At 71.4% G+C, this 24790-nt stretch carries 24 protein-coding genes and 1 tRNA gene; 13 read left to right on the top strand and 12 right to left on the bottom strand.

Annotated elements, in window-relative coordinates; genetic code table 11:
* Positions 1-7: 7 nt before the first annotated feature.
* From pstA to EDM22_RS10935, 6 genes are all read right to left on the bottom strand, one after another.
* Positions 8-1108, bottom strand: coding sequence for a phosphate ABC transporter permease PstA (pstA, locus tag EDM22_RS10960; protein ID WP_122937089.1), 1101 nt, complete (start codon positions 1106-1108; stop codon positions 8-10).
* A complete protein-coding gene (gene pstC / locus EDM22_RS10955; RefSeq protein WP_122937088.1) occupies positions 1108-2046 on the bottom strand; it encodes a phosphate ABC transporter permease subunit PstC in 939 nt (312 codons plus the stop codon). Before pstC ends, pstA begins: the two co-directional genes overlap by 1 nt.
* 93 nt (positions 2047-2139) lie before the next feature.
* On the bottom strand, positions 2140-3234 hold the full coding sequence (pstS, locus tag EDM22_RS10950; protein ID WP_376917887.1) for a phosphate ABC transporter substrate-binding protein PstS: 1095 nt from the start codon (positions 3232-3234) through the stop codon (positions 2140-2142).
* Positions 3235-3391: 157 nt separating this feature from the next.
* Positions 3392-4330 carry an NUDIX hydrolase gene (locus EDM22_RS10945; protein WP_122937087.1) on the bottom strand — a complete coding sequence of 313 codons (939 nt, stop codon included), beginning with the start codon at positions 4328-4330 and terminating at the stop codon, positions 3392-3394.
* Entirely contained in the window at positions 4327-6507 is a 2181-nt protein-coding gene (locus EDM22_RS10940) for an RNA degradosome polyphosphate kinase (RefSeq protein WP_122937086.1), read from the bottom strand. Before EDM22_RS10940 ends, EDM22_RS10945 begins: the two co-directional genes overlap by 4 nt.
* 101 nt (positions 6508-6608) lie before the next feature.
* Positions 6609-7298 (bottom strand): winged helix-turn-helix transcriptional regulator, encoded by a 690-nt coding sequence (locus tag EDM22_RS10935; RefSeq protein WP_122937085.1) that lies wholly within the window; start codon positions 7296-7298, stop codon positions 6609-6611.
* 87 nt (positions 7299-7385) lie between these two features.
* On the opposite strand from EDM22_RS10935, the gene EDM22_RS10930 reads away from it, so the two are divergent.
* From EDM22_RS10930 to EDM22_RS10915, 4 genes are all read left to right on the top strand, one after another.
* Positions 7386-7697, top strand: coding sequence for a hypothetical protein (locus EDM22_RS10930; protein ID WP_122937084.1), 312 nt, complete (start codon positions 7386-7388; stop codon positions 7695-7697).
* A gap of 137 nt (positions 7698-7834) precedes the next feature.
* The gene (locus EDM22_RS10925) at positions 7835-8443 is read left to right on the top strand and encodes a nitrobindin family protein (RefSeq protein ID WP_122937083.1); all 609 of its coding nucleotides are present in this window, start codon (positions 7835-7837) and stop codon (positions 8441-8443) included.
* Positions 8443-9588, top strand: coding sequence for a CAF17-like 4Fe-4S cluster assembly/insertion protein YgfZ (ygfZ, locus tag EDM22_RS10920; protein ID WP_122937082.1), 1146 nt, complete (start codon positions 8443-8445; stop codon positions 9586-9588). Before EDM22_RS10925 ends, ygfZ begins: the two co-directional genes overlap by 1 nt.
* Complete coding sequence (locus tag EDM22_RS10915) at positions 9585-10664, top strand: FUSC family protein (RefSeq protein ID WP_122937081.1); 1080 nt, start codon at positions 9585-9587, stop codon at positions 10662-10664. Before ygfZ ends, EDM22_RS10915 begins: the two co-directional genes overlap by 4 nt.
* Before the next feature lie 54 nt (positions 10665-10718).
* Here the strand turns inward: EDM22_RS10915 and EDM22_RS10910 are convergent, their stop codons facing one another.
* Entirely contained in the window at positions 10719-11528 is an 810-nt protein-coding gene (locus EDM22_RS10910) for a class I SAM-dependent methyltransferase (RefSeq protein ID WP_376917886.1), read from the bottom strand.
* Between the two features lie 96 nt (positions 11529-11624).
* Between EDM22_RS10910 and EDM22_RS10905 the strand changes: the two genes are divergently transcribed.
* Complete coding sequence (locus EDM22_RS10905) at positions 11625-12371, top strand: phosphoglyceromutase (RefSeq protein ID WP_122937080.1); 747 nt, start codon at positions 11625-11627, stop codon at positions 12369-12371.
* Between the two features lie 82 nt (positions 12372-12453).
* Here EDM22_RS10905 and phoU read toward each other — a convergent pair whose 3' ends face one another.
* Complete coding sequence (gene phoU / locus EDM22_RS10900; RefSeq protein WP_122937079.1) at positions 12454-13107, bottom strand: phosphate signaling complex protein PhoU; 654 nt, start codon at positions 13105-13107, stop codon at positions 12454-12456.
* A 186-nt stretch (positions 13108-13293) separates the two neighbouring features.
* Here phoU and EDM22_RS10895 point away from each other — a divergent pair, with 186 nt between their 5' ends.
* The gene (locus tag EDM22_RS10895; protein WP_122937078.1) at positions 13294-14613 is read left to right on the top strand and encodes a sensor histidine kinase; all 1320 of its coding nucleotides are present in this window, start codon (positions 13294-13296) and stop codon (positions 14611-14613) included.
* Positions 14610-15290, top strand: coding sequence for a response regulator transcription factor (locus tag EDM22_RS10890; RefSeq protein ID WP_122937077.1), 681 nt, complete (start codon positions 14610-14612; stop codon positions 15288-15290). Before EDM22_RS10895 ends, EDM22_RS10890 begins: the two co-directional genes overlap by 4 nt.
* A gap of 76 nt (positions 15291-15366) precedes the next feature.
* Here the strand turns inward: EDM22_RS10890 and EDM22_RS10885 are convergent, their stop codons facing one another.
* Entirely contained in the window at positions 15367-15828 is a 462-nt protein-coding gene (locus EDM22_RS10885) for a hypothetical protein (RefSeq protein ID WP_122937076.1), read from the bottom strand.
* 161 nt (positions 15829-15989) lie between these two features.
* Between EDM22_RS10885 and EDM22_RS10880 the strand changes: the two genes are divergently transcribed.
* The 4 genes from EDM22_RS10880 (at position 15990) to rlmB (ending at position 20319) form a co-directional block, all read left to right on the top strand.
* Positions 15990-16472, top strand: coding sequence for a CarD family transcriptional regulator (locus EDM22_RS10880; RefSeq protein ID WP_122937075.1), 483 nt, complete (start codon positions 15990-15992; stop codon positions 16470-16472).
* A gap of 58 nt (positions 16473-16530) precedes the next feature.
* Positions 16531-17787: a 2-C-methyl-D-erythritol 4-phosphate cytidylyltransferase gene (gene ispD, locus EDM22_RS10875; RefSeq protein ID WP_122937074.1), complete on the top strand. Its 1257-nt coding sequence runs from the start codon at positions 16531-16533 to the stop codon at positions 17785-17787.
* Positions 17788-17872: 85 nt separating this feature from the next.
* The gene (gene cysS, locus EDM22_RS10870; RefSeq protein WP_122937073.1) at positions 17873-19294 is read left to right on the top strand and encodes a cysteine--tRNA ligase; all 1422 of its coding nucleotides are present in this window, start codon (positions 17873-17875) and stop codon (positions 19292-19294) included.
* A complete protein-coding gene (gene rlmB, locus EDM22_RS10865; RefSeq protein WP_122937072.1) occupies positions 19291-20319 on the top strand; it encodes a 23S rRNA (guanosine(2251)-2'-O)-methyltransferase RlmB in 1029 nt (342 codons plus the stop codon). The genes cysS and rlmB overlap by 4 nt, the downstream gene beginning before the upstream one ends.
* A 65-nt stretch (positions 20320-20384) precedes the next feature.
* Here rlmB and EDM22_RS10860 read toward each other — a convergent pair whose 3' ends face one another.
* Entirely contained in the window at positions 20385-21704 is a 1320-nt protein-coding gene (locus EDM22_RS10860; RefSeq protein WP_122937071.1) for a DUF4032 domain-containing protein, read from the bottom strand.
* A 90-nt stretch (positions 21705-21794) separates the two neighbouring features.
* The gene (locus tag EDM22_RS10855; RefSeq protein WP_122937070.1) at positions 21795-22895 is read right to left on the bottom strand and encodes an ABC transporter ATP-binding protein; all 1101 of its coding nucleotides are present in this window, start codon (positions 22893-22895) and stop codon (positions 21795-21797) included.
* A 244-nt stretch (positions 22896-23139) separates the two neighbouring features.
* On the opposite strand from EDM22_RS10855, the gene EDM22_RS10850 reads away from it, so the two are divergent.
* Together EDM22_RS10850 and EDM22_RS10845 are read left to right on the top strand one after the other, a co-directional pair.
* Positions 23140-24063: a DsbA family protein gene (locus EDM22_RS10850; protein WP_122937069.1), complete on the top strand. Its 924-nt coding sequence runs from the start codon at positions 23140-23142 to the stop codon at positions 24061-24063.
* Positions 24064-24150: 87 nt separating this feature from the next.
* Positions 24151-24223: transfer RNA gene (locus tag EDM22_RS10845), tRNA-Thr, on the top strand.
* A gap of 7 nt (positions 24224-24230) precedes the next feature.
* Here the strand turns inward: EDM22_RS10845 and EDM22_RS10840 are convergent.
* Positions 24231-24788 (bottom strand): nitroreductase family protein, encoded by a 558-nt coding sequence (locus tag EDM22_RS10840; protein WP_245989328.1) that lies wholly within the window; start codon positions 24786-24788, stop codon positions 24231-24233.
* Positions 24789-24790: the final 2 nt, after the last annotated feature.

The following is a 24790-nucleotide window of genomic DNA, read 5'->3' as shown; positions in this document are numbered from 1 at the left end:
GTGAAGATCAGCGGCCGAGCTTCGGGGCGAAGAAGCGGGCGACGAGTCGGGCGATGAGGTTCAGCGCCATGACGATGAGGATGAGGGTGAGTGCGGCGGCCCATGCGCGGTCGAGGTAGGCCTCGGGCGGGTTGCCCTGGTTGGCGTACTGCGTATACACGAACACGGGAAGCGAGGACATGCGGCCCTCGAAGAGGTTGTAGTTCATGCTCTGCGTGAAGCCGGCCGCGATCAGCAGGGGCGCCGTCTCGCCGATGACGCGGGCGATCGCGAGCATGATGCCGGTCGTGATGCCGGCGATCGCCGTGGGCAGCACGACCTTCACGATCGTGAGCCACTTGGGCACGCCGAGTGCGTAGGCGGCCTCGCGCAGCTCGTTCGGCACGAGCTTCAGCATCTCCTCGCTCGAGCGGACGACCACGGGGATCATGAGCACCGTCAGGGCGACGGCGCCGGCGATGCCGGTGCGCGTGCCCGGGCCCCAGAAGATCGCGAAGAGCGCGTAGGCGAAGAGGCCGGCCACGATCGACGGGATGCCCGTCATGACGTCGACGAGGAAGGTGATGCCCTGCGCGAGCCGCCCGCGGCCGTACTCCACGAGGTAGATCGACGTCATGAGGCCGATCGGGATCGAGATGAGCGCCGCCGTGCCCGTCATGAGCAGGGTGCCCACGATGGCGTGCAGCGCGCCGCCGCCCTCTCCGGTGACGTTGCGCATCGAGGAGGTGAAGAACTCGGCGTCGAAGCGGGCGAGGCCGAAGGTCACGACCGTGATGGCGAGCGACACGAGCGGGATCATCGCGAGCACGAACGCACCCGTGACGAGTGCGGTCACGAACCGATCGGTCGCCCGCCGGGAGCCTTCGACGATCCGCGAGAACAGCCAGATCGCGACGATGTACAGGATCGCGCCGACCACGAGGGTGCCGACCCAGTTGAACTCGGAGCCGTTCCCGGCGGCGACGACGCCGAAGACGCCGGCCGCGACGAGGAGGCTCGCGCCGAGCATCATCCACGGAGCGCCCTGGGGCAGCTTGCCCGCGGTGAGCGAGTTGGCGATCGGCGAGGCGGCCGGCCGCAGCTCGGGAGGGGTGAGCGTGGTGGTCATCAGTTGGCTCCCGAGAATTCCTTGCGGCGGCTGACGATCCAGCGCGCGAGCGCGTTGACGGCGAAGGTCACGACGAACAGGATGAGGCCGGTCGCGATGAGCACGTTCACGTTGATGCCGTAGGCCTCGGGGAAGCTCAGCGCGATGTTCGCCGCGATCGTCGAGGGGTTCACCGAGGTGAGGAGCTGGAACGTCACGGCGCCCGTGGCCGACAGCACCATCGCGACGGCCATCGTCTCGCCGAGCGCGCGTCCCAGCCCGAGCACGGAGGCGGAGATGATGCCCGGGCGGCCGAAGGGGAGCACCGCGATGCGGATCATCTCCCAGCGCGTCGCGCCGAGCGCGAGTGCGGCCTCCTCGTGCAGCACCGGGGTCTGCAGGAAGACCTCGCGGCAGATCGCGGTGATGATGGGCAGCACCATGACGGCGAGCACCACCGCGGCGGTGAGGATCGTCCGACCCGTTCCCGAGACGGGGCCGGCGAACAACGGGAACCAGCCCATGTTGTCGACGAGCCAGGAGTACAGGGGCTGGATCGCCGGCGCGAGCACGCCGATGCCCCAGAGGCCGAACACGACCGAGGGCACCGCGGCGAGCAGGTCGACGATGTAGCCGAGCACCGAGGCGAGTCGCCGCGGTGCGTAGTGCGAGATGAAGAGGGCGATCCCGATCGAGATCGGCAGGGCCATGACGAGTGCGAGCAGCGCCGCCCAGACGGTGCCGAAGACGAGGGGCCCGACGTAGGCCCAGAAGTTGCTGTCGAGGATCGAGGCGTCCTCGTTCGAGGCGACGAGCGCGGGAAGGCTCTGGATGAGCAGGAAGCCCGCGACGGCGGCGAGGGTGACGAGGATCATCGAGCCGGCGAAGACGGCCGACCCTGAGAAGACGCGATCGCCGGGTCGCTGTTTCGCCGTGATCTGTGCGGTGGCGGTGGTCATCTGTCGTGGATCCTCTGGTTCGTGGAGTGAGACAGGGTTGTGCCCGACCCCGTGCGCGTCGCCTCGGACGCGTCGGGGTCGGGCACGAACCTACTACTGGATCGAGTCGATCGCGGTCTGGATCTTCTCGCGGAGCGAGTCCGAGATCGGAGCCGAGCCGGCGTTCTCCGCCGCGACGTCCTGGCCCTCGGCGCTGGCGATGTAGCTGAAGTACGACTTCACGATCTCGACGTTCGCCGGGTCCTCGTACTGCTGGCAGCCGATGAGGTAGCTCACGAGCACGATCGGGTACACGTTCGTGTCGTCCGCGTTGCGGTCGAGCGCGATGGCGAGGTCGCCGTCGGCGCGCCCCTCCTCGAAGGGCGAGGCGTCGACCACCGCGGATGCCGCCTCAGGGGAGTAGGGCACGAACGCGTCGCCCACCTTCACCGAGACGGTGCCGAGGTCGCCCGCGCGGGACGCGTCGGCGTAGCCGACCGTGCCGGTGCCGTTGGTGACGGCGTCGACGACACCGGAGGTGCCCTGAGCGGCCTCGCCGCCCTGCAGCGGCCACTCCTCGACCGCGCCCGAGGTCCACACGTCGGGAGCCGCGGCGGCGAGGTAGTCGGTGAAGTTGCCGGTCGTGCCCGACTTGTCGGAGCGGTGCACGGCGGTGATCGCGAGATCGGGGAGGGTCACGTCGGGGTTCGTCGCCGCGATCGCGGGGTCGTTCCACTTGGTGATCGTGCCGGCGAAGATCCCGGCGATGGCCGCGGGCTCGAGGTCGAGCGAGTCGATGCCGTCGAGGTTGAAGATGACGGCGATCGGCGAGATGTACAGCGGGAGCTCGACGATCGACGAGTCGGCGGCGCACTTCTTGAAGCCGCCCGCGGCGACCTCCTCGGCCTTGAACGCGCGGTCGGAACCGGCGAAGTCGCTCGCGCCTTCGAGGAAGGTGTCGCGACCGGCGCCCGAGCCCGAGGGGTCGTAGTCGATCGTGACGTCGGGGTTCGCCGTCTGGAAGCCGGCGATCCACGCCTGCTGCGCGGAGTCCTGCGACGAGGCGCCGGCGCCGACGAGGTTGCCCGAGAGCGTCGACACGGAGGCGTCGGGGGCGGTCGAGCCGCCCTCGTTCGCGGCGCACGAGCTGAGCGCGAGTGCCGCGGTCATGGCGATGACGGCGGGGGCGCCGAAACGCTTGAGATTCACGTGATTCCCTTCCGGGGGCTTGAATGCAGGGCTGGGCCGGGTGCCGACCCGCCTGCGACGCTAATCAGCGTGCGTGACGAGCGTCCCCCGCGAGGGTGAACGGAAGGTGAACGACGACTGTCCGTGCGGATGCCGCGGCTGGGAGTCCGCAGTGAGCTCAGGCGCGCGGGGCGTGCGTCTCGATCGCGATGATGCCCGAGGCGGGGTTGGTGGTGGAGAGGTGCACGACGCTGAACGCACCGGGCTCGAGCCCCGCGGCATCCGACACGTAGGAACCGAGCGGAGTGCCCGTGGCGAGTGCGATCTCGCGCACGATCTCGGGGAGCACCGGCCCGTGGCTGCACAGCACGGCCGACTTGCCGACGCGCACGCGCTTGCCCACCACGCGGCGCACCTCGTCGTCGCCGGCCTCCCACGCGTCCTGCGAGATGCCCTCGGCCCGCTTGATGGTGATGCCCGTGGTCGCCGCGAGCGGCGCGACCGTCGTGACGCACCGCACCGCCGGGCTCGAGACGATGCGACGCGGCGCCCACGCGGTGACGACGTCGACGAGCCCGGCGGCCTGCTTCACGCCGCGCTCGACGAGGGGGCGGGATGCGTCGGAGCCGTCCCAGCTGCCGCGGTTCACGGCCTTGCCGTGCCGCACGAGCACGAGCGAGAAGGTGTCGGTGACGCCCTGGTCGACGAGCTTCGAGAAGTTCTCGAGGATCTCGACGTCGGGCTGGTAGCTCAGGTACGTGCGGGCCCGCTTGATCGTGACCCATTCGAGCGCGGCGATCTCTGCGTTCGGGCGGAACGTCGAGCGCTGCACGGCCCGGTCGCTCACGGCCGCGGCCCAGTAGTGCACGATCTTCTCGCGGCCGCTCGGCAGGGGATAGCGGGAGACGCCGAGCGGCACGCCGAGGGCGACGTCGAGCCCGGTCTCCTCGGCGATCTCGCGCACCGCGGTGCGGGGGAGCGACTCGCCGGGGTCGACCTTGCCCTTGGGGATCGTGACGTCGCCGTAGACCGTGCGATGCACGACCAGCACGTGGATCCTGCCGTCGATGACGCGCCAGCAGACGGCGCCCGCGGCGTAGATGGCCGTGCCGGTCACCGGCGCTTCCCCGAGCGGGTGCTGCGCTGCGCGATGCGCTGCATGCGGCGGGACTGCAGGTCGTCGAGCGGCGCCCCCGCGGCATCCGTCGACCGCCTCGTCCAGGTTCCGTCGCCGTCGAGCCACCAGGAGCTCGTGCGCTCGTCCATCGCCTGGTCGAACATGCCGTCGATCTCGGCGATGTGCTCGGGGTCGGTGAGGCGCACGAGCGCCTCGACGCGGCGGTCGAGGTTGCGGTGCATCATGTCGGCCGAGCCGATGAAGACCTGCGGATCGCCGTCGTTCAGGAACGAGAAGACCCGGGAGTGCTCGAGGTAGCGCCCGAGGATCGAGCGCACGCGGATGTTCTCGCTGAGCCCCTCGATGCCCGGTCGCAGGCTGCAGATGCCGCGCACCCAGACCTCGACGGGCACGCCCGCGTTCGAGGCGCGGTAGAGGCCGTCGATGATCGCCTCGTCGACGATCGAGTTGACCTTGATGCGGATGCCGCTGGGCCGGCCCTGCTCGGCGTTGCGGATCTCGGTGGAGATCTGCTTGAGCAGGCCCTTGCGCAGGTGCAGCGGCGCGACGAGGAGCCGCTTGAACTTCTTCTCGATCGCGTAGCCCGAGAGTTCGTTGAACAGCCGCGTGAGGTCCTTGCCGACCTGGTCGTCGGCGGTGAGCAGCCCGAGGTCCTCGTAGATGCGGCTCGTCTTGGGGTTGTAGTTGCCCGTGCCGATGTGGCTGTAGTGGCGCAGCCCGCCCTGCTCCTGGCGGATCACGAGGGCGAGCTTGCAGTGGGTCTTGAGCCCCACGAGGCCGTAGACGACGTGCACGCCGGCCTTTTCGAGCTTGCGGGCCCAGGTGATGTTCGCGGCCTCGTCGAAGCGCGCCTTGATCTCGACGAGGGCGAGCACCTGCTTGCCCGCCTCGGCCGCGTCGATGAGCGCCTCGACGATGGGGCTGTCGCCCGAGGTGCGGTACAGGGTCTGCTTGATCGCGAGCACGTCGGGGTCGGCGGCGGCCTGCTCGAGGAACGCCTGGACGCTCGTGGCGAAGGACTCGTAGGGATGGTGGAGCAGCACGTCCTGCCGGGCGACGGCGCGGAAGATGTCGGCGCGACGATTCGGCTCGGGCGGCGCGAGCGCGGCGTTGGTCGTCGGCACGTGCGTGGGGTAGTGCAGCTCGGGGCGGTCGATGCGGGCGAGGTCGAAGAGGCCGCCGAGGTCGAGCGGCGCCGGCAGGCGGTAGACCTCCTGCTCGGTCACGTCGAGCTCGCGCACGAGGAGGCCGAGGGTGACGTCGTCCATGTCGTCGGTGATCTCGAGGCGGATGGGCGGACCGAACCGGCGACGCAGGAGTTCCTTCTCGAGCGCCTTGATGAGGTTCTCGGTCTCGTCCTCCTCGATCTCGACGTCCTCGTTGCGGGTGACCCGGAACACGTGGTGCTCGAGGATCTCCATGCCCGGGAACAGGTCGCCGAGGTGATTGGCGATGAGGTCCTCGAGGGTGATGTAGCGGGCGTCCTCGACCGATTCGCCGGGATCGACCCGCACGAACCGAGGCAGCATCTGGGGCACCTTGACGCGGGCGAACTCCTGCCGACCGGTGCGGCTGTTGCGCACGCGGACGGAGAGGTTGAGCGAGAGCCCCGAGATATAGGGGAACGGATGCGCGGGGTCGACGGCGAGCGGCATGAGCACCGGGAAGATCTGCCCGCCGAAGTACTCGTGCAGGTGCGCCTGCTCCTCGGGGGCGAGCTCGCCCCACGTGACGATCTTGATGCCGGCGTCGGCGAGGGCCGGCTTCACGAGCTGCTGGTAGGCGGCGGCGTGCCGCTCCATGAGCACGTGGGCCTTGTGCGAGACGTCGCTCAGCACGTCCAGGGGGGAGCGGCCCACGTTCGTGGGCACGGCGAGGCCCGTGACGATGCGGCGCTTCAGGCCCGCGACGCGCACCATGAAGAACTCGTCGAGGTTCGACGCGAAGATCGCGAGGAAGTTCGCGCGCTCGAGCACGGGCAGCTGCGGGTCCTCGGCGAGCTCGAGCACCCGCTGGTTGAACGCCAGCCAGCTGAGCTCACGGTCGAGGTACCGCTCGGCGGGCAGTTCGGGCGCACCGTCGATGTCGAGGGGCTCGAAGTCGTCGTCGAAGTCGCTCGAGGTGCGGTCGTCGTCGAGTGTGCTCTCCGCGGTCATCCACACATCATGCCACCGTGTCGCGAAGCGGCGATGAAGCGGATGTCACCGTGCGGTGACGAAGTGACGCGGCGCGACGCGGGCGCGTGGCGCGACGGACGTCACCGGGCGGTGATGGTCGCGTCCCGGTCGTCCTCCTCGTGGACGTTGAACCGGTAGCCGACGTTGCGCACCGTGCCGATGAGGCTGTCGAGGTCGCCGAGCTTGGCGCGCAGCCGCCGCACGTGCACGTCGACCGTGCGCGTGCCGCCGAAGTAGTCGTAGCCCCACACCTCGCTGAGCAGCTGCTCGCGGGTGAACACGCGTGACGGATGGGCCGCGAGGAAGCGGAGGAGCTCGAACTCCTTGTAGGTGAGGTCCAGCGTGCGGCCGTGCACCTTGGCGGAGTAGCTCGCCTCGTCGATGACGACGCCGGAGGTCTGGATGCGCTCGTTCGGCTGCGTGGCCTGCGCGCGGCCGATCGCGAGCCGGATGCGCGCGTCGATCTCGGCGGGACCGGCGTGCTCGAGCACGACGTCGTCGATGCCCCAGTCGGGCGTGACGGCGGTGAGGCCGCCCTCGGTGACGACGAGCAGCAGCGGCACCGAGAGGCCGGTGGTGCGCAGGATCTGCGAGAGGGCCTTGGCGCCCGCGAGGTTGGTGCGCGCGTCGAGGAAGACGAGATCCGACTCCGGGGCGCGGACGAGCTGCTCAGGTGAGGCGGGGATCACGCGCACACGGTGAGTCAGAAGTGCCAGGGCCGGGAGAACTTCATCGTTGGCTGCCGGCGTCAGTATCAAGAGCTGCGCCACGCTCACCCTCCAGTAGTAAGGTGCGGTCAATACTACGGGACGCCGCGCGGCGTCCGTGCGACGGTCGGGAGCGCGATGGAAACCGGGATGGCCGAACAGGGCACGACGTTCGGGCGGTGGGCGGTCGTGGGGGTGTGGGCCATCGCGATCGTCGGGTCGGCGATCGTCGTGTCGCTGGCCTACTCGGGGACCGACGAGTGGTTCGGCGACCAGGGACCCTCGGGCGCGTTCGCGGCCCTCGGCGTGGTGCTCGCGGCATCCGTGCTGGCTGCCCTCGCCCTGCAGCTCGCCTCACGGCGCCCCCCTGGGTTCGTGGGCCGAGCGAGCGCATCGGTGTGCGGTGCCCTGCTCGTCGTGGCCGTCGCGTCGCTCGCGCTGCTGCCGGTCGTGCTCGGCTGAACGGGTAGACTCGACGCATGTCCTCGCTGCTCGCGCTCGAACTCTTCTTCATCGGCCTGCTCGGTCTTGCGAGCCTCGCGATCGCCTGGATCAGCGGTGTCGTGGTCTACAAGCTGTTCCGGGGGCAGCGCTAGATCGTGATCGAGCTGCCGGTCGGCGTTCCCGCCGAGCTCGTGCCGCTCTCCTGGCTCATCGGGGTGTGGGAGGGTTCCGGCGTCCTCGACTACAAGGTGGGCGACGAGTCCGTCACCCACGAGTTCGGGCAGCGCGTGAGCTTCAGCCACGACGGCCTGCCGCACCTCAACTACACGTCGTACACCTGGCTCTTCCCCGACGAGCCCGACGGCGACCCCACCCCGCTCGCGACCGAGACGGGATACTGGCGCCTCTCGCGGCCGCTCGGCGAGGGCGACCCCGGTCCGGCCCTCATGCCCGCCGTCGGCCGGCCGCCGTATCCCGACGCCGAGTCGGTCGAGACGCTGCGCAACGACGCGGGCGGCTTCGACATCGAGGTGTCGATCGTGCATCCGGGCGGCGTGAGCGAGCTCTACCTCGGCCAGGTGAAGGGCCCGCGCATCGACCTCGGCACCGACGCCGTGATGCGCACGGCCGGCGCCAAGGACTACGCGGCGGCCACGCGCCTCTACGGGCTCGTCGAGGGCCACCTGCTCTGGGCGTGGGACATCGCCGCACTCGGACAGGACCTGCGCACCCACGCGTCGGGCCGACTCGCGAAGGTGGACTGATGACCGGCTCCCCGCTCCTCGCACTTCCCGGCGCCGTCGTCGGCGAGGGCCTCGACGCCGGTGTCGCCGCGCACTACGGCAACCCGATGGTCGAGCAGCGCCGCCTCGAGCAGGGGCGGGCCTTCGTCGACCTCTCGCATCGGGGCGTCCTCACCGTGACCGGCCCCGACCGGCTCACTTGGCTCAACTCCATGGCGAGCCAGGCGCTCGACCGGCTCGCGCCGGGTGAGGGCGCCGAGGCGCTCTTCCTCGACGCCTCGGGCCACGTCGAGCACGCCGTGCACTTCGTCGACGACGGCGGGCGCACCTGGCTCGTGGTCGAGCGCGACGAGGCCGCGCCGCTCGCGGCCTGGCTCGACCGCATGCGCTTCATGCTCCGTGTCGAGGTCGCCGACGTCACCGCCGAGGTCGCCGTCGTGGGCGTCATGGCCGATCCGTCGGCGCTTCCCGCGCCGCACGCCGCCGACGCGATCGTGTGGCACGACCCGTGGAGTGCCGCGTCGCCCCGCGGCTACCAGTACGCACGCGACCCGCAGCATCCGGCATCCGCGTGGAACTGGACCGAGCTCGTCGTGCCGCGTGCGTGGCTCTCCGAGCTGGCGGATGCCGTGCGCTCCGGCCGCGCCGAGGTCGCGGGCGTGCTCGCGCTCGAGGCACTCCGCATCGCGGCGTGGCGTCCCCGCTTCGCCACCGAGGTCGACGACAAGACCCTCCCGCACGAGCTCGACTGGCTGCGCAGCGCCGTCGACCTGCACAAGGGCTGCTACCGCGGGCAGGAGACGGTCGCGAAGGTCATGAACCTCGGCCGCCCCCCGCGGCGGCTCGTGATGCTGCACCTCGACGGCAGCGACACCGTGCTGCCCGTCGCGGGCGACCCGGTCGTGGGCGAGAAGGTGCGCCCCGAGCCCGCCCCCGGCGAGGCAACCGAGCGCCGCGTCGTCGGCCGCATCACCTCCGCGGCCATGCACCACGAGCTCGGGCCGATCGCGCTCGCCGTGGTGAAGCGCGCGGTGCCGGCCACGATCGAGCTCATCGTCGAGAGCCACGGCATCGACGTGGCCGCGGCGCAGGTCGAGATCGTGCCGGCCGATGCGGGCGCGGCGGTCGAGGTGCCGCGGTTGCCGCGCCTCGGCGTGCGTCCGTGAGTGCACCCGACGCGCTCGCGGCGCGCCTGTCCGAGGGCGCCTCCCGGCTGCGGGACTCGCTGCCGGCGATCCTGCAGATCACGGTGACCGCGGTCGCCGCCTACTCGTTCTCGTACTTCGTGCTGGGCCACAGGTATCCCCTCATCGCCGCGATCGTGGCGATCAACGCGCTCGGGTTCGTTCGCGACGCGCGCCCCGTGCGCGTGCTCGAGACGGTCGTCGCGATGACGCTCGGCATCACCCTCGCCGAGGTGCTGCTGCTCGCGTTCGGCACGGGCGCGCTGCAGTACGCGATCGCGCTCGTCGCGACCCTCGCGGTGGCGCGGTTCCTCTCGGGGAACGCGGCCTTCGCCCTCGCCGCCGCAGTGCAGTGCACCCTCGTCATGCTCATGCCCGCTCCCGAGGGCGGACCGTTCGTGCGCTCGGTCGACGCGCTCGTGGGCGGCGCCTTCGCGCTGCTGGCGACGGCGATCATCCCGCGCGACCCGCGCCGGGCGGCCATGCGCGAGGGGCGGCGGCTGCTCGGCGAGCACGTCGCCGTGCTCCTCGAGCTGTCGGAGGCGCTGCGGGCCGGGAGCACGGACGCCGCGGGGCGGGCCCTGTCGCGCGTGCGCGCGACCCAGCCCCGCGTCGAGGCGTGGACCGCGAGCGTGGACTCGGGCCTCGCGATCGCCCGGGTCTCGCCCATCGTGCGGCGGTCGCGGTTCGACCTCGAGCGCCAGCGCGTCATGCTCGCGGGCATCGACCTCGCCACCCGCAACCTCCGGATCGTCGCGCGCCGCATCGAGTGGGTCCTGCGCGACGGCGTGCCGCGCCCCGAGATCGCCGACGCGCTGGCGCGAACGGCCGTCGCGGTGCAGGTGCTCGAGGAGTCCCTGCGCGACGTGTCCCAGCAGCCCGTCGCGCGCCAGGCGTTCGCCGAGATCGCGCGCCACCTCGAGCCCGGGCGCGTGCTTCCCGACGCGCCGCCGGGCGACCGTCGCACCTACGGCTCCCTCCGGCCGTACCTCGTCGACCTCCTCACCGCCACGGGCATGGGCCTCGGCGCGGCGCGGGCGCTGCTTCCCGGAGACTGAGCGACGCGAGCCCCGATCAGGGGGCCCGCCGCGGTCGGCACGGCGAGTCTCCGGTCACCTCGGCGCGACCGATGCCCATGCGACCGTGAGCTCGCCGAGCCGCCAGCGGCGGGCAGTGCCGAGCACCGGCCAGCCGTCGTCGCGCAGCGTTCGCGCCACTGCGATCCAGCGCTGCGACGGCCCGTACACCGAGAGCGGCGCATGCGTGCGCCAGGCGCGGTCGAGCGCCGCGAGCAGTGCGTGCACCCGCTCGCCGGGAACGTTGCGGTGGATGAGCGCCTTGGGCAGGCGCTCCGCCACGATCGAGGGCGCCTCGAGCCCGCGAAGCCGCAGGCTGATCGTGAACGTCTCGGGTCCGGATGCCGCGGTGCCCACCCAGCTCGCGACGCGCCCGAGCTCGTCGCACGTGCCCTCCACGAGGAGCCCGCCCGGCGCGAGCCGCGAGGTCATGCGTTCCCACGCCGCGGCGACCGCCGACTCGTCGTACTGCCGCAGCACGTTGAACGCGCGGATGACCGCGGGCCGGCGCCCGCTCGGCACGGGCACCTCGAACCCCCCGAGCCCGAAGCCCACGCGCAGGTCGGCGGGGAACGGCGTCTCACCGCGACGCACCTGCGCGAGCTGGTCCGACGCGGTGCGCACCCGCCCCGGGTCGATCTCGAGTCCGAGCACCTCCACGTCGTGGCGCGCCCGCCGCAGCCGCGCGGCGAGCTCGAACGCGGTCACCCCGCTCGCGCCGTACCCCAGGTCGACGACGAGCGGGTCGCCCGCCCGCAGCAGCGCCGGCTGCGCCGCGATCCAGCGATCGACGCGGCGCAGGCGGTTCGTGTTCGTCGTCCCGCGCGTGATGGATCCGACCGGCATGGCACCCAGTCTCCCAGCAGCCCGGCGCGGCCGCGGCATCCGTCATGCGAGGTCGCGCCGATGGCGAGCGGATGCCGCGCCGCTAGGCTGGGACGCATGCCACACACCCTCGTGCTGCTGCGCCACGGCCAGAGCGATTGGAACCAGAAGAACCTGTTCACCGGCTGGGTCGACGTGCGGCTCAGCGACCTCGGCCGTGCCGAGGCGAAGCGCGCCGGCGAGCTGCTCGTCGAGAAGGGCGTCCTGCCCGAGGTGCTGCACACCTCCGTGCTCACCCGTGCCATCCAGACCGCGAACATCGCCCTCGAGGAGGCCGATCGCCTCTGGGTCGACGTGCGCCGTTCCTGGCGGCTCAACGAGCGCCACTACGGCGCCCTGCAGGGTCTCGACAAGGCCGAGACGCTCGAGAAGTACGGCCCGGAGCAGTTCATGCTCTGGCGCCGCTCGTTCGACGTGCCCCCGCCCGTGCTCGCCGACGACGACCAGTGGTCGCAGGTCGGCGACCCGCGCTACGCCGGCCTCGCCGACGACGAGCTGCCGCGCACCGAGTGCCTGAAGGACGTCATCGCGCGCATGCTGCCCTACTGGCAGTCCGACATCATCCCCGACCTGCAGGCCGGCAAGACCGTGCTCGTCACGGCGCACGGCAACTCGCTGCGGGCACTCGTGAAGCACCTCGACGGCATCTCCGACGAGGACATCGCGGAGCTCAACATCCCCACGGGCATCCCGCTCGTCTACGAGCTCGACGAGGACTTCATGCCCACCAAGCCGGGCGAGTACCTCGACCCCGAGGCGGCTGCTGCCGGTGCGGCCGCGGTCGCGGCGCAGGGCAAGAAGTAGCCGCAACCCGCGCACGCGAGAACGGTCGGCGGATGTCGCATCCGCCGGCCGTTCCCCTGTCTCCGCCCGCCCGGGCGCGAGGTCAGACCGTCTCGGGGACCCAGTCGCCCGTGGCGAGGTACTGCACCTTCTTGGCGATCGAGACCGCGTGGTCGGCGAAGCGCTCGTGGTAGCGGCTGGCCAGGGTCGCGTCGACCGTGTCGACGGTCTCGCCCTTCCAGGTCTCGCCGAGCACCTTGTCGAACACCGAGAGGTGCAGGGCGTCGATCTTGTCGTCCTCGTTGCGGATCTCCTCGGCGAGCTCCACGTCTTCGGTGCGCAGCAGCTCGGTGAGCTTGCGCGCGATCTCGACGTCGAGGCGGCCCATCTCGGCGAACGTGGGACGCAGCGACTTCGGCACGACCTTGTCGGGGAACCGGTAGCGCGCGAGCTGCGAGATGTGGGTCGACATGTCGCCCATTCGCTCGAGCGACGCGCTGATGCGCAGCGCGCTCACGACGATGCGCAGGTCGCGGGCGACCGGCTGCTGGCGCGCGAGGATCGTGATGGCGAGCTCGTCGAGCGCGAGCGCGCGCTGGTCGATGAGGTCGTCGTCGGCGATGACCTCCTCGGCGAGGCTCACGTTCGACTCGTTGAACGCGCGCGTCGCCTTGTCGATCGAGACCGCGACGAGGTCGGCGATCTCGACGAGCCGCTCCTGCACCTCGCGCAGTTCCTGCTGGAACACCTCACGCATGAATGAAATCCTTCGTCTCTCCGGCCTGCGCCGAGCGCGCAGGCATACCGGTTCGATCCGGCTCCGGGACATCCTCCCGCCGTCAGGTGAACGGCAGGTGCCGAGATCCTGAACACTCCCTAACGTACCGCCGTCCCGGGCGGGACGCGGCGCCCTCGCGTGGTTCGCGGTCGTTAGTGTGGTGCCATGGACTCCACCTGGTCGGTGCTCGCCGCGCTGGCCTTCGGCATCCTGCTCGGCGTGGGCTTCATGATCGTGCTGCACATCGCCGAGCGACGTGGCCAGAGCGCGGCGAAGGTCGTGGCCCCCACGATCCCCGACGGGGTCGACCAGGTGCTCGCGGTGCTGGATGCCGCGGGCATCGTGCTCGATCCGTCGAACAACGTGCTGCGCGCCTCGCCCGGCGCCCTCGCCATGGGCCTCGTGCGGAACCAGATGCTCGCCCACCCCGAGCTCCTCGAGCTCGTGGCATCCGTTCGCCGCACGGGCGAGCCGGTCTCGGCGGAGCTCACCGTGGCCCGCGGGCCGTATTCGACCGCGACCATGCAGCTCGCGGTGCAGGTGGCCCGCCTCGGCACGCGCTTCGTGCTGCTGCTCGCCGAGGACCGCACCGAGGCGAACCGCCTCGACGAGGTGCGCCGCGACTTCATCGCCAACATCAGCCACGAGCTCAAGACGCCCATCGCGTCCGTGAGCCTGCTCGCCGAGGCGATCGACCAGGCCGCCGACGAGCCCGACCGCGTGCGCCGCTTCGCCGACCGGCTCACGGTCGAGTCGGCGCGGCTCGCGCACATCACGAGCGAGGTGATCGAGCTCTCCCGGCTGCAGGCGCGCGACGCCCTGCGGCGCGACGAGCTCGTCGACGTCGACCGCGTCGTCGCGACCGCCGTCGACCAGAACCGCGTCGTCGCCGCCGCGAAGGGCATCGAGGTCGCCCTCCGGGCGAAGTCGCGGGCGCAGGTCTACGGCGACCCGGCGCTGCTCGGCGTCGCGGTGCACAACCTCGTGTCGAACGCGGTGGCCTACTCCGCCGAGGGCGGCCGCGTGGGGGTCGGCGTCGTCGTGCGCGGCGACTCCGTGGAGATCGCCGTGACCGACCAGGGCATCGGCATCGCCGAGGAGGACCTCGAGCGCGTGTTCGAGCGCTTCTACCGCGTCGACCAGGCCCGCTCGCGCAACACGGGCGGCTCCGGCCTCGGCCTCAGCATCGTGAAGCACACGGTGCAGAACCACGGCGGCGAGGTGCGGGTGTGGTCGCAGCCGGGCAAGGGCTCCACCTTCATGATCCGGCTCCCGCTCGCCGAGCCGCCCGTCGCCGACGACGGCACCGGCGGCGCAGGCGGGGCGGATGCCGCGACCGGCGGCGGGTCCGCGTCCGGCGCCGCCTCGCCCGCCCGCCTCACCGGGGCCGGCACCGGATCCACCAAGCCGACCGGGGACTCCGGCCGGCGACCCCGCTCGCGCGCCAAGGCCCGCGCCGCGTCCACCCGAGGAGACCGAACGTGACCCGCATCCTGCTCGTCGAGGACGAGATCGCCCTCAGCGACCCGCTCAGCTTCCTGCTCGAGCGGGAGGGCTACGACGTCGAGGTGGCCGCCGACGGCCCGTCGGCGATCGCGGCCTTCGACCGGGCGGGAGCCGACCTCGTGCTCCTCGACCTCATGCTGCCGGGGCTGCCGGGCACTGAGGTGTGCCGCGAGCTGCGCAACCGCTCGAACGTGCCGATCATCATGCTCACGGCGAAGGACTCGGAGATCGACATCGTCGTGGGCCTCGAGCTCGGCGCCGACGACTACGTCACCAAGCCGTACTCCACGCGCGAGCTCCTCGCCCGCATCAGGGCGGTGCTGCGCCGCCGCACGGAGGCCGTCGACTTCGACGAGTCGATCATCGAGGGCGGCCGCGTGCGCATGGACGTCGACCGGCACACGGTCGAGGTCGACGGCCGGTCGGTGCCCATGCCGCTCAAGGAATTCGAGCTGCTCGAGCTGCTCATGCGCAACGCCGGGCGCGTGCTCACGCGCGGCCAGCTCATCGACCGGGTGTGGGGTTCGGACTACTTCGGCGACACCAAGACGCTCGACGTGCACATCAAGCGCATCCGGTCGAAGATCGAGGTGCAGCCGTCCGAGCCGGTGCAGCTCGTGACCGTGCGCGGGCTCGGCTACCGCTTCGAGGCGTAGCGCACACGACGAGGCGGATGCCGCGGCCCAGGGCCTGCGGCATCCGCCTCGGTGGTTCGCGGGGGCTGTGCCCGGTCTACGGCACCAGGTCCTGGTACTCGGGCAGGCGCCCGTCGAGCACGGGGACCTTGACCTCTGCACCCTCTTCGGTGTCGTACTGGAAGTACAGGGGGACGAGGCTGCCGACCTCGGCATCGATGCCCTCGAGCAGCAGCGGGTCCTCCTGGTCGGTGCCGAGGGAAATGGTCTCACCGGCGTCGATGTCGAGCTCGGCCGACGCGTTGCCGTCGACGGCCTGCACCTCGAGCGTGACGTCGTCTTCGCCCGTGTTCACGACCGTCATGACGAGGTTGCCGTCGCGGCCGTCTTCGCTCACGACGAGGATGTTGCGGATGTCGAGGGTGCCGACGTCGGCGGAGACCCCGTCGCTCGCGTCGTACTTCTCGGTGGTGGCCTGATAGGTGATCATGGCGCAACCGCTGCCGCCGATGGCGATGCCGAGAGCCAGGGCAGCGGATGCCGCGAGACGCGCCTTCACAGAACCTCCAATGACGAGCGAGCGCGCAGCCTCATGGCCTCGCGCGCGTAGGGATCGAGTCCGAGTGTAGCCTACGGCAGTCCGCCGCTCCGGGAGGGGAGGCGGAACCCTAGCACGATCCCGGTGTGATATCCTGAAAGTTGCCGAAAGGACACCGATTCATGCTTTTTGAGGTTGGCGAGACCGTCGTTTATCCGCACCACGGGGCCGCAACGATCGTTGAAGTCAAGAAACGCACCATCAGGGGCGAAGAGAAGCTCTACCTCAAGCTGAACGTCACGCAGGGCGACCTCGTCATCGAGGTTCCCGCTGAGAACGTCGACCTGGTCGGCGTGCGCGACGTCATCGGCAAGGAGGGGCTCGACAAGGTGTTCGAGGTGCTTCGGGCACCGTTCACCGAGGAGCCCACGAACTGGTCCCGCCGTTACAAGGCGAACCTCGAGAAGCTCGCCTCCGGCGATGTGATCAAGGTTTCCGAGGTCGTCCGCGACCTCTGGCGTCGCGACCAGGACCGCGGGCTCTCCGCAGGGGAGAAGCGCATGCTTGCGAAGGCACGCCAGATCCTCATCTCCGAGCTCGCGCTCGCAGAGAAGACCGACGAGGAGCAGGCTTCGACCGTGCTCGACGAGGTGCTCGCCTCCTAGGCGATCCTCCGTCACGTCGTACCGGGGCCTCGTTCCGAGACCCCGGTACGCTCGCACTGTGAACTCCGCGACCACCGCAGTCATCGTCGTCGCCGCAGGCAGCGGCACCCGCCTCGGCCACTCCGAGCCGAAGGCGTTCGTGCCGCTCGGTGGCGACACGATCCTCGGCGTCGCCCTCGATGCCGTGCTCGGCATGCGCGAGACGCCGCACGTGGTGCTCGTGGTGCCCTCCGACCGCGTCGACGAGGCACGGGAGCGCTACGCGCCCGTCGCCGCCGCGGCATCCGCGCCGTTCGACGTCGTGGCCGGCGGGGCGACCCGTCAGGAGTCCGTCTCGCGCGGGCTCGCCGTGCTGCCGCACGAGGTCGCCATCGTGCTCGTCCACGACGCGGCGCGTCCGCTGACGCCGCCGATCGTGTTCGACGAGGTGGCGGCCGCCGTGCGGGCGCGTGGTCACGGCGTCGTGCCCGGGCTGCCCGTGGTCGACACCATCAAGCGGGTGGACGCGTCGGGGCGCATCGTCGAGACCGTCGATCGCGCCGAGCTCGCCGCGATGCAGACCCCGCAGGGCTTCCCGCGCGCCGGGCTCGAGTGGGCCTACTCCCGCGCCCACGGCGAGCACACCGACGACGCGGCGCTCGTCGCCTCCACGGGAATGGCGGTCGACGTGGTCCCCGGCGACGCGCGGGCGTTCAAGGTCACGCTGCCGTCCGACCTGCATCGCGCCGAGCAGCTCGTGGCCGGTCGTGAGGCCGGCCGGCCGGGCGCGGCCTCGCGGGCTTCGGCGGCCACGGTGTCGGCCGCAGCGCCCGCGGGCGTCGGTGCCGTGGCATCCGCCGCCCTGCCGCGCATCGGCACGGGGGTCGACGTGCACGCGTTCGCCGACGATCCCGAGACCCCGCTCTGGCTCGCCGGCCTGCACTGGCCCGGCGAGCGCGGCCTGTCGGGCCACAGCGACGGGGATGCCGCGGCGCACGCGATCTGCGACGCCCTGCTCGCCGCCGCGGGCCTCGGCGACATCGGGGGCATGTTCGGCACCGCCGACCCGCGCCTCGCCGGCGCGCACGGCGAGGTCTTCCTCGCCGAGACGGTCGTGCGGCTCGCCGACGCCGGTTTCCGCGTCGGCAACGTCTCGGTGCAGGTCGTGGGCAACCGGCCCAAGCTCGCGCCCCGCCGCGCGGAGGCGGAGGAGTTCCTGTCGGGCATCCTCGGCGCCCCGGTGAGCGTGTCGGCGACCACCACCGACGCGCTCGGCTTCACCGGGCGGGGCGAGGGCGTCGCGGCGATCGCCACCGCGCTCGTCCTCCCCGCCTGACGGCTCGCCGCCCGCGGGCCTCCGCGCCGTGCGGGGCGGCACGCGACACGATGGCCCGCCGGAGCGCCGCCGGTAGGCTTACGGGGTGACCGTGCGACTCTACGACTCGAAGGCCCAGGCGTTGCGTGACTTCGTGCCCCTCACCGAGGGTCGCGTCGGCATGTACGTCTGCGGACCCACCGTGCAGTCGAGCCCGCACATCGGGCACCTGCGCAGTGCCCTCGTCTACGACATCATGCGCCGCTGGTTCACGGCGCGCGGGCTCGAGGTCACGTTCGTGCGCAACGTCACCGACATCGACGACAAGATCCTGCAGGCGGCGATCGACGAGGGCAATCCCGAGCAGTGGTGGGCGCTCGCGTACCGCGTCGAGCTCGAGTTCACCGCCGCGTACAACTCGCTCGGCATCCTGCCGCCCACCTACGAGCCGCGCGCCACGGCGAGCGTCACCCAGATGCAGCAGCTCATCGCGCAGCTCATCGAGGGTGGCCACGCCTATGCGGCGCCCGACGGCTCCGGCGACGTGTACTTCGACACGGCGAGCTGGCCGGCCTACGGCGAGCTGACCCGCCAGTCGCGCGACCACATGGAGGCCGCGGCGGACTCCGATCCGCGCGGCAAGCGCGACCCGCGCGACTTCGCGCTCTGGAAGGGGCGCAAGGCCACCGAGCCCGTCTCGGCCGGGTGGGACTCGCCGTGGGGGCCCGGCCGACCCGGGTGGCACATCGAGTGCTCGGCCATGGCCGCCCGCTACCTCGGCACCGAGTTCGACCTGCACGGCGGCGGGCTCGACCTGCGGTTCCCGCACCACGAGAACGAGCTCGCGCAGTCCACTGCCGCCGGGCAGGCGTTCGCGCGACACTGGGTGCACAACGGCCTCGTGAACATCGGCGGGCAGAAGATGTCGAAGTCGCTCGGCAACTCCGTCTACGCGCACGAGCTCACCGCCCTCGCGTCGCCGCTCGCCGTGCGGTACCTGCTCGGCGCCGCGCACTACCGGTCGACGCTCGACTACTCGCCCGAGTCGCTGCTCGAAGCCGAGGCCACCGTCGACCGCATCCGCACGTTCCTCGACCGCGTGGAGCGCCGGCTCGCCGGCACCCGATTCGCCGGCACGGGCGACGTCGCGCTGCCCGCGGCGTTCGCCGAGGCGATGGACGACGACCTCTCCGTGCCGCAGGCGCTCGCGGTGCTGCACGACACCGTCCGCGCCGGCAACCAGGCCCTCGACTCCGAGGACCTGCCCGACGCGGCAGCCCTCCACGGGCAGGTGGTCGCAATGCTGCGCGTGCTCGGCATCGACCCGCGCGACCCGCACTGGGCCACCGACGCCGGGCCCGCGGCATCCGCCCTCGACGCACTCGTCTCACGCCTCATCGAGGACCGGAGCGCCGCACGCGACGCGAAGGACTGGGCCTCGGCCGACCGCATCCGTGCGGAGCTCGCAAGCGCGGGCATCACCATCGAAGACAGCCAGACCGGAACGCATTGGAGCCTCACGTCATGAAGGGCAGCAGCGGAAAGCCTCGCGCAGGAGCCGTGCGCAAGAAGGGCAAGGGCCAGAAGGTCGGCACCGGCGGCCACAGCCGCAAGGCGCTCGAGGGCAAGGGACCCACTCCCAAGGCCGAGGATCGGCCGTACCACGCCGCCCACAAGCGCAAGGCCGCGGCCGAGCGCCAGTCCGCCACGGGAACCCGGGGCAAGGTGGCGGGTCAGTCGCGCGCCGGTGCCCCGCGCGGGGCCTCGGGCGCGGCGCGGAGGTCGAAGGCCGGCGACGAGTCCGAGATCGTGACGGGCCGCAACTCGGTCATCGAGGCGCTGCGGACCCGCATCCCCGCGACCACCCTGTACATCGCCGCGCGCATCGAGATGGACGATCGCGTGAAGGAGGCGATGAAGATCGCCACCAACCGCGGCATCCCGATCCTCGAGGTCATGCGGCCCGAGCTCGACCGGCTCGCCGGCGAGGGCGGCGTGCACCAGGGCATCGCGCTCAAGGTGCCGGCGTACGAGTACGCGCACCCCATCGAGCTCCTCGACGAGCTGCTCGCCGGCGACGAGACGCCGCTCCTCGTGGCGCTCGACGGCATCACCGACCCGCGCAACCTCGGCGCCATCATCCGCTCCACCGCCGCGTTCGGCGGCCAGGGCGTCATCGTGCCGCAGCGCCGCTCGGTCGGCGTGACGGCGGCCGCGTGGCGCACGTCGGCGGGCGCCGCGGCGCGCGTGCCCGTCGCCATGGCGCCGAACCTCACGCAGACGCTCAAGGCGCTCAAGGAACGCGGCGTCTTCGTGCTCGGCCTCGACGGCGGCGGCGACGTCTCGCTGCCGGGCCTCGACTTCGCCGAGCGCCCGATCGTGATCGTCGTCGGCAGTGAGGGCAAGGGCCTGTCCCGCCTCGTCACCGAGACGTGCGACGCGATCGTCTCGATCCCGATCACGGCGGCGACCGAGTCGCTCAACGCCGGCATCGCGGCATCCGTCACCCTCTACGAGATCGCGAAGCTGCGCGCGGAGGCCGCCGCGCGCTGACCTCACGGTTCGACCGACGGGTGCCGCGCGGCTCCCGCCGGCGGAGTCGAACTCGGTGGTCGTCCTCAGACCTTCAGGCGCCAGTCGCCCTCGTCGTCGGGGTCGACGACCGCGACCGCGGACGTCTCGGGCGCCACGACGTCGAGCGCCGTGGTGATCGCGTCGGTCGGCGGCCCGATGACGGTCGCCTCGTCACGGCGGTGCCGCAGCACGTCGTTGATGTAGCTGGTGAGGGCCTCGGCGAGGGGGATGTCGCGTGCCTGCTGCTGCGCGAGGAACCAGCGGTGCTCGAGCAGCTGGTGGAACACCTCGGCCGGTTCGAGCTTGCCGCGCAGGTCGGCGGGGACCGCCCGGACGACCGGTTCGAACACGCGCATGAGCCACTCGTGCGCGACCATCTCCTCGTCGAGGTCGGCCTTGCCGTAGGCCGCGCGGTAGGAGTCGAGGTCGTTGAGCAGCCGCCGGGCCTGGTTCTCGCCCGCGTCGAGGCCCGTGAGTCGCAGGAGCCGGCGCTGGTGGTGTCCCGCGTCGACCACCTTCGGCTGGATGCGCAGCGTGGTGCCCGTCTCGTCGGTCCTGATCGCGAGCTCCTCGATGTCGAAGCCGAGGTCGTTGAGCCGGTTGACGCGCTCGTTGATGCGCCAGCGCTCGGCGAGGCCGAACGACTCGGAGCCCGTCAGCTCCTGCCAGAGGCTGCGGTAGGCGTCGACGATGCCGTTCGAGATGTTGACCGGGTCGAGCTCATCGGCGACGCGGCCGCCGGCCTCGAGGTCGAGCAGCTCGCCCGCGATGTTGACCCGCGCGATCTCGAGGTCGTTCTCGCGCTGGCCGTTCGAGAGTCCGCCCTCGTAGAGCTTGCCGGTCTCCGCGTCGACGAGGTAGGCCGCGAAGGCTCCCGCGTCGCGACGGAAAAGCGTGTTCGACAGCGACACGTCGCCCCAGAAGAAGCCGACGATGTGCAGGCGCACGAGCAGTACGGCGAGCGCGTCGACGAGGCGCGTCGCGGTGTCGGGCCGCAGGGTCTGCGAGAAGAGCGCCCGGTACGGGAGCGAGAACCGCAGGTGCCGGGTGACGAGCACCGGCTTGAGCGCCTCGCCGTCGGCATCGCTGCGGTTCGTGATCACGGCGACGGGCTCGACGCACGGGATCTCGAGCCGCTGCAGGCTGCGCAGCATCTCGTACTCGCCCTTGGCCATGTCGGCGGTCGTCTCCTTGATGGCGACGACGTGCCCCGACAGGTGCGCGAACCGCACGAGGTGGCGCGAGATGCCCTTGGGCAGCGACGCGATGTTCTCGCTCGGCCAGGACTCGAGTGGGAGATCCCACGGGAGGTCGAGCAGGGCAGGGTCGGCCATGGCCGAGGTGATCGTCAGTGAGCCGCTCATCAGGGTTCAGCGTAGCCGGAAACGTGCCCGGGAAACGCGGATGCCGGCCGGACCGAGGTCCGACCGGCATCCGTCGTGGGAGCGCGCTGCCTACGCGGTGACGGGCTTCTTGCTGAGGCGGAGGCCCGACTCGGCGTCGAAGACGTGCACGTGGTTCGGCACGGCCGTGAGGTAGACGGTGTCGCCCGCGAACGGGTGCGAGCGGCCGTCGACGCGCGCGACGATGTCGGTGCGCTTGCCTTCGATGGTGGAGTGGCCGTAGAGGTAGCCGTCGGCGCCGAGCTCCTCGACGAGGTCGACGACCACCTCGAGGCCCTCGCCCTGCGTCGGGGACACGATGATGTCCTCGGGGCGCACGCCGATGGTGGCGACCTTGCCGGAGGACTCCGCGAGGGTCTCGCGGTCGACCGGGACGGTGGCGCTGCCGAACTTGATGCCGTCGTCGACCAGGTCGGCGTGGAACAGGTTCATGGCGGGCGAGCCGATGAAGCCGGCGACGAACACGTTCTGCGGCTTCTCGTAGAGGTCGCGCGGGGTGCCGACCTGCTGCAGGACGCCGTCCTTCAGCACGGCGATGCGGTCGCCCATGGTGAGCGCCTCGGTCTGGTCGTGGGTGACGTAGACCGTGGTGACGCCGAGGCGGCGCTGGAGCGACGCGATCTGGGTGCGGGTCTGCACGCGGAGCTTGGCGTCGAGGTTCGACAGCGGCTCGTCCATGAGGAACACCTGCGGCTGGCGCACGATGGCGCGGCCCATGGCGACGCGCTGGCGCTGGCCGCCGGAGAGGGCCTTCGGCTTGCGGTTGAGGTACGGCTCGAGGTCGAGGAGCTTGGCCGCCTCGAGGACGCGGGCCGCGCGCTCGTCCTTGCCGACGCCGGCGATCTTGAGCGCGAAGCCCATGTTCTCGGCGACCGTCATGTGGGGGTACAGCGCGTAGTTCTGGAAGACCATCGCGATGTCGCGGTCCTTCGGCGGCACGTCCGTGACGTTGCGGTCGCCGATGAAGATGTTGCCGTCGTTGACCTCTTCGAGGCCCGCGAGCATGCGGAGCGAGGTGGACTTGCCGCAACCGGAGGGGCCGACCAGGACGAGGAACTCCCCGTCTGCGATGTCGAGGTCGAGCTGGTCGACCGCGGGACGGGTGCCTCCCGGGTACAGGCGGGTGGCCTTGTCGAACGTGACTGACGCCATGGTTCTTCTTCTCCTTCACCGGCAGGTACGTGCCGGACGATCCGTAGTGAATGGATGGTTTGCGTCGACGTCGACGCTCCCTCAGTATTACACGGGCGGGGCATGTCTGTGATATCGGCCGCCGAGCAGGCGCTCGGCCGCCGTCCGGCGTCCGTTTGGGCGATTCCCAGACATCGCTCCTACTATCGTCAAGCGCGCGCCTGTGATGGCGCGCGCCCACACAGCGACCCGGAGTGACCATCCAATGAGCAATGGCGGACCGACCCAGCCACGCCCCACCCGCAACGAGCGACGTGAGGCGGCCCGCGAGAAGGCACGAGTCCTCCGCGAGGAGCAGAAGAAGCGGGAACGGCGCAACAAGGTCCTCATCCAGGTCGGCGTGATCGTCGCGATCGTCGCGATCGCGGCCCTGATCGGCGGATTGATCTTCAACAGCATCAAGCCCGCCGGCCCGGGTCCGAAGAACATGGCCAGCGACGGGATCCTGCTCGTCGCCGGCGACAGCGGCATCACGGCGGTCGAGACGCCGGCGATCCCGGCCGGCGGCGACCCCACCCCGACCGAGCAGGACGACAGCGGCACCGTGGCCAACATCGTCATCTACCTGGACTACCTGTGCCCGTTCTGCGGCCAGTTCGAGACCACGAACTCCGACGCCATGCGCACCATGGTCGAGCAGGGCGCGGCGACGCTCGAGATCCACCCCATCGCGATCCTGACGAACAAGTCGGCCGGCACCCAGTACTCGCTGCGCGCCGCGAACGCGGCCGCCTGCGTGGCCGAGTACTCGCCCGACTCGTTCTTCGACTTCAACTCGCTGCTGTTCGCCAACCAGCCCGAGGAGCTCTCGGCCGGTCTCACGAACGACGAGCTCAAGGACTTCGCCGGCCAGGCGGGCGCGAGCAAGAGCGTGAACGCGTGCATCGAGGAGACGCGGTTCAAGGCGTGGGTGCAGGAGTCCACCAACCGGGCCCTGACCGAGCCGATCCCGAACTCCGACCTCGCCTCGGTCACGGGCACCCCGACCGTGCTCGTCAACGGCAAGCAGTACGTCGGCTCCCTCGAGGACCCGGCCGAGTTCCAGTCGTTCGTGCTGCAGGCGGCGGGCGAGGCCTACTCCGAGTCCACCGCGACGCCCACCCCGACGCCTACTCCGGCAGCGGGCTGACGGGCGCGAGCGCACCACGACCACGACGGCCCGGCGGGAATGCCGGGCCGTCGTCGTGCTCGCTAGGATGTCGTCGAGGCATCCCTCGCCGGCTTGGCGCAATTGGTAGCGCACCGCTCTTGTAAAGCGGTGGTTGCGGGTTCGAGTCCCGCAGCCGGCTCTGCAGGTCAGCCGAGCGAGCTGAAGCGGCCCGCCGCGGGCGATCCGGTCCGCCGCTCGGGTCGCGCGCCCTCGGGGCGGCCACCCACGTAGAGCCAGCCGAGCAGGCGCTCGTCGTCGGCGAGGCCGTGGGCGGCGGCGACGAGCGGGTGTCGCGTGTACGGTCCCGTGCGCCACATCACGCCCCACCCGGCGTCGTCGAGCAGCAGCGACAGCTGGTGTCCGACGCCCGCGGCGACCGCCTCCTGCTCCCACGCGGGGACCTTCGGGTGCTCGCGCACGACCGCCACGAGGGCGAGCAGCAGCGGCGCCCGCAGCGGCTTCGCCGCGAGCTTCTCGGCGGCGTCGCCCTCGGCGCCCGCGGCGTCGGCGATCGCGCGTCCGACCCGGGCCCGTGCGTCGCCGCGGATCGCGATGACGCGCCACGGCGCGAGCGATGCGTGGTCGGCGACGCGGGACGCCGCGTCGAGCAGCGACACGAGTTCGGCGTCGCCGGGCGCGGCATCCGTCACCTTCGGCCACGACCGCCGCGCGAGCGCGGCCTCACGGGCGGATGCCGCCGCCACGC

The sequence above is a fragment of the Agromyces tardus genome (assembly GCF_003710805.1).
Classification (GTDB): Bacteria; Actinomycetota; Actinomycetes; order Actinomycetales; family Microbacteriaceae; genus Agromyces; species Agromyces tardus.
This window is presented reverse-complemented; position numbering and strand designations above follow the sequence as displayed.

Excerpts from the sequence above, each read along its gene's own strand:
- pstA (WP_122937089.1), bottom strand. The coding sequence starts at position 1,108 with ATGACCACCACGCTCACCCCTCCCGAGCTGCGGCCGGCCGCCTCGCCG.
- pstC (WP_122937088.1), bottom strand. The coding sequence starts at position 2,046 with ATGACCACCGCCACCGCACAGATCACGGCGAAACAGCGACCCGGCGAT.
- EDM22_RS10940 (WP_122937086.1), bottom strand. The coding sequence starts at position 6,507 with ATGACCGCGGAGAGCACACTCGACGACGACCGCACCTCGAGCGACTTC.
- EDM22_RS10930 (WP_122937084.1), top strand. The coding sequence starts at position 7,386 with ATGGCCGAACAGGGCACGACGTTCGGGCGGTGGGCGGTCGTGGGGGTG.
- ygfZ (WP_122937082.1), top strand. The coding sequence starts at position 8,443 with ATGACCGGCTCCCCGCTCCTCGCACTTCCCGGCGCCGTCGTCGGCGAG.
- EDM22_RS10910 (WP_376917886.1), bottom strand. The coding sequence starts at position 11,528 with ATGCCGGTCGGATCCATCACGCGCGGGACGACGAACACGAACCGCCTG.
- EDM22_RS10905 (WP_122937080.1), top strand. The coding sequence starts at position 11,625 with ATGCCACACACCCTCGTGCTGCTGCGCCACGGCCAGAGCGATTGGAAC.
- phoU (WP_122937079.1), bottom strand. The coding sequence starts at position 13,107 with ATGCGTGAGGTGTTCCAGCAGGAACTGCGCGAGGTGCAGGAGCGGCTC.
- EDM22_RS10895 (WP_122937078.1), top strand. The coding sequence starts at position 13,294 with ATGGACTCCACCTGGTCGGTGCTCGCCGCGCTGGCCTTCGGCATCCTG.
- EDM22_RS10880 (WP_122937075.1), top strand. The coding sequence starts at position 15,990 with ATGCTTTTTGAGGTTGGCGAGACCGTCGTTTATCCGCACCACGGGGCC.
- rlmB (WP_122937072.1), top strand. The coding sequence starts at position 19,291 with ATGAAGGGCAGCAGCGGAAAGCCTCGCGCAGGAGCCGTGCGCAAGAAG.
- EDM22_RS10860 (WP_122937071.1), bottom strand. The coding sequence starts at position 21,704 with ATGAGCGGCTCACTGACGATCACCTCGGCCATGGCCGACCCTGCCCTG.
- EDM22_RS10855 (WP_122937070.1), bottom strand. The coding sequence starts at position 22,895 with ATGGCGTCAGTCACGTTCGACAAGGCCACCCGCCTGTACCCGGGAGGC.
- EDM22_RS10850 (WP_122937069.1), top strand. The coding sequence starts at position 23,140 with ATGAGCAATGGCGGACCGACCCAGCCACGCCCCACCCGCAACGAGCGA.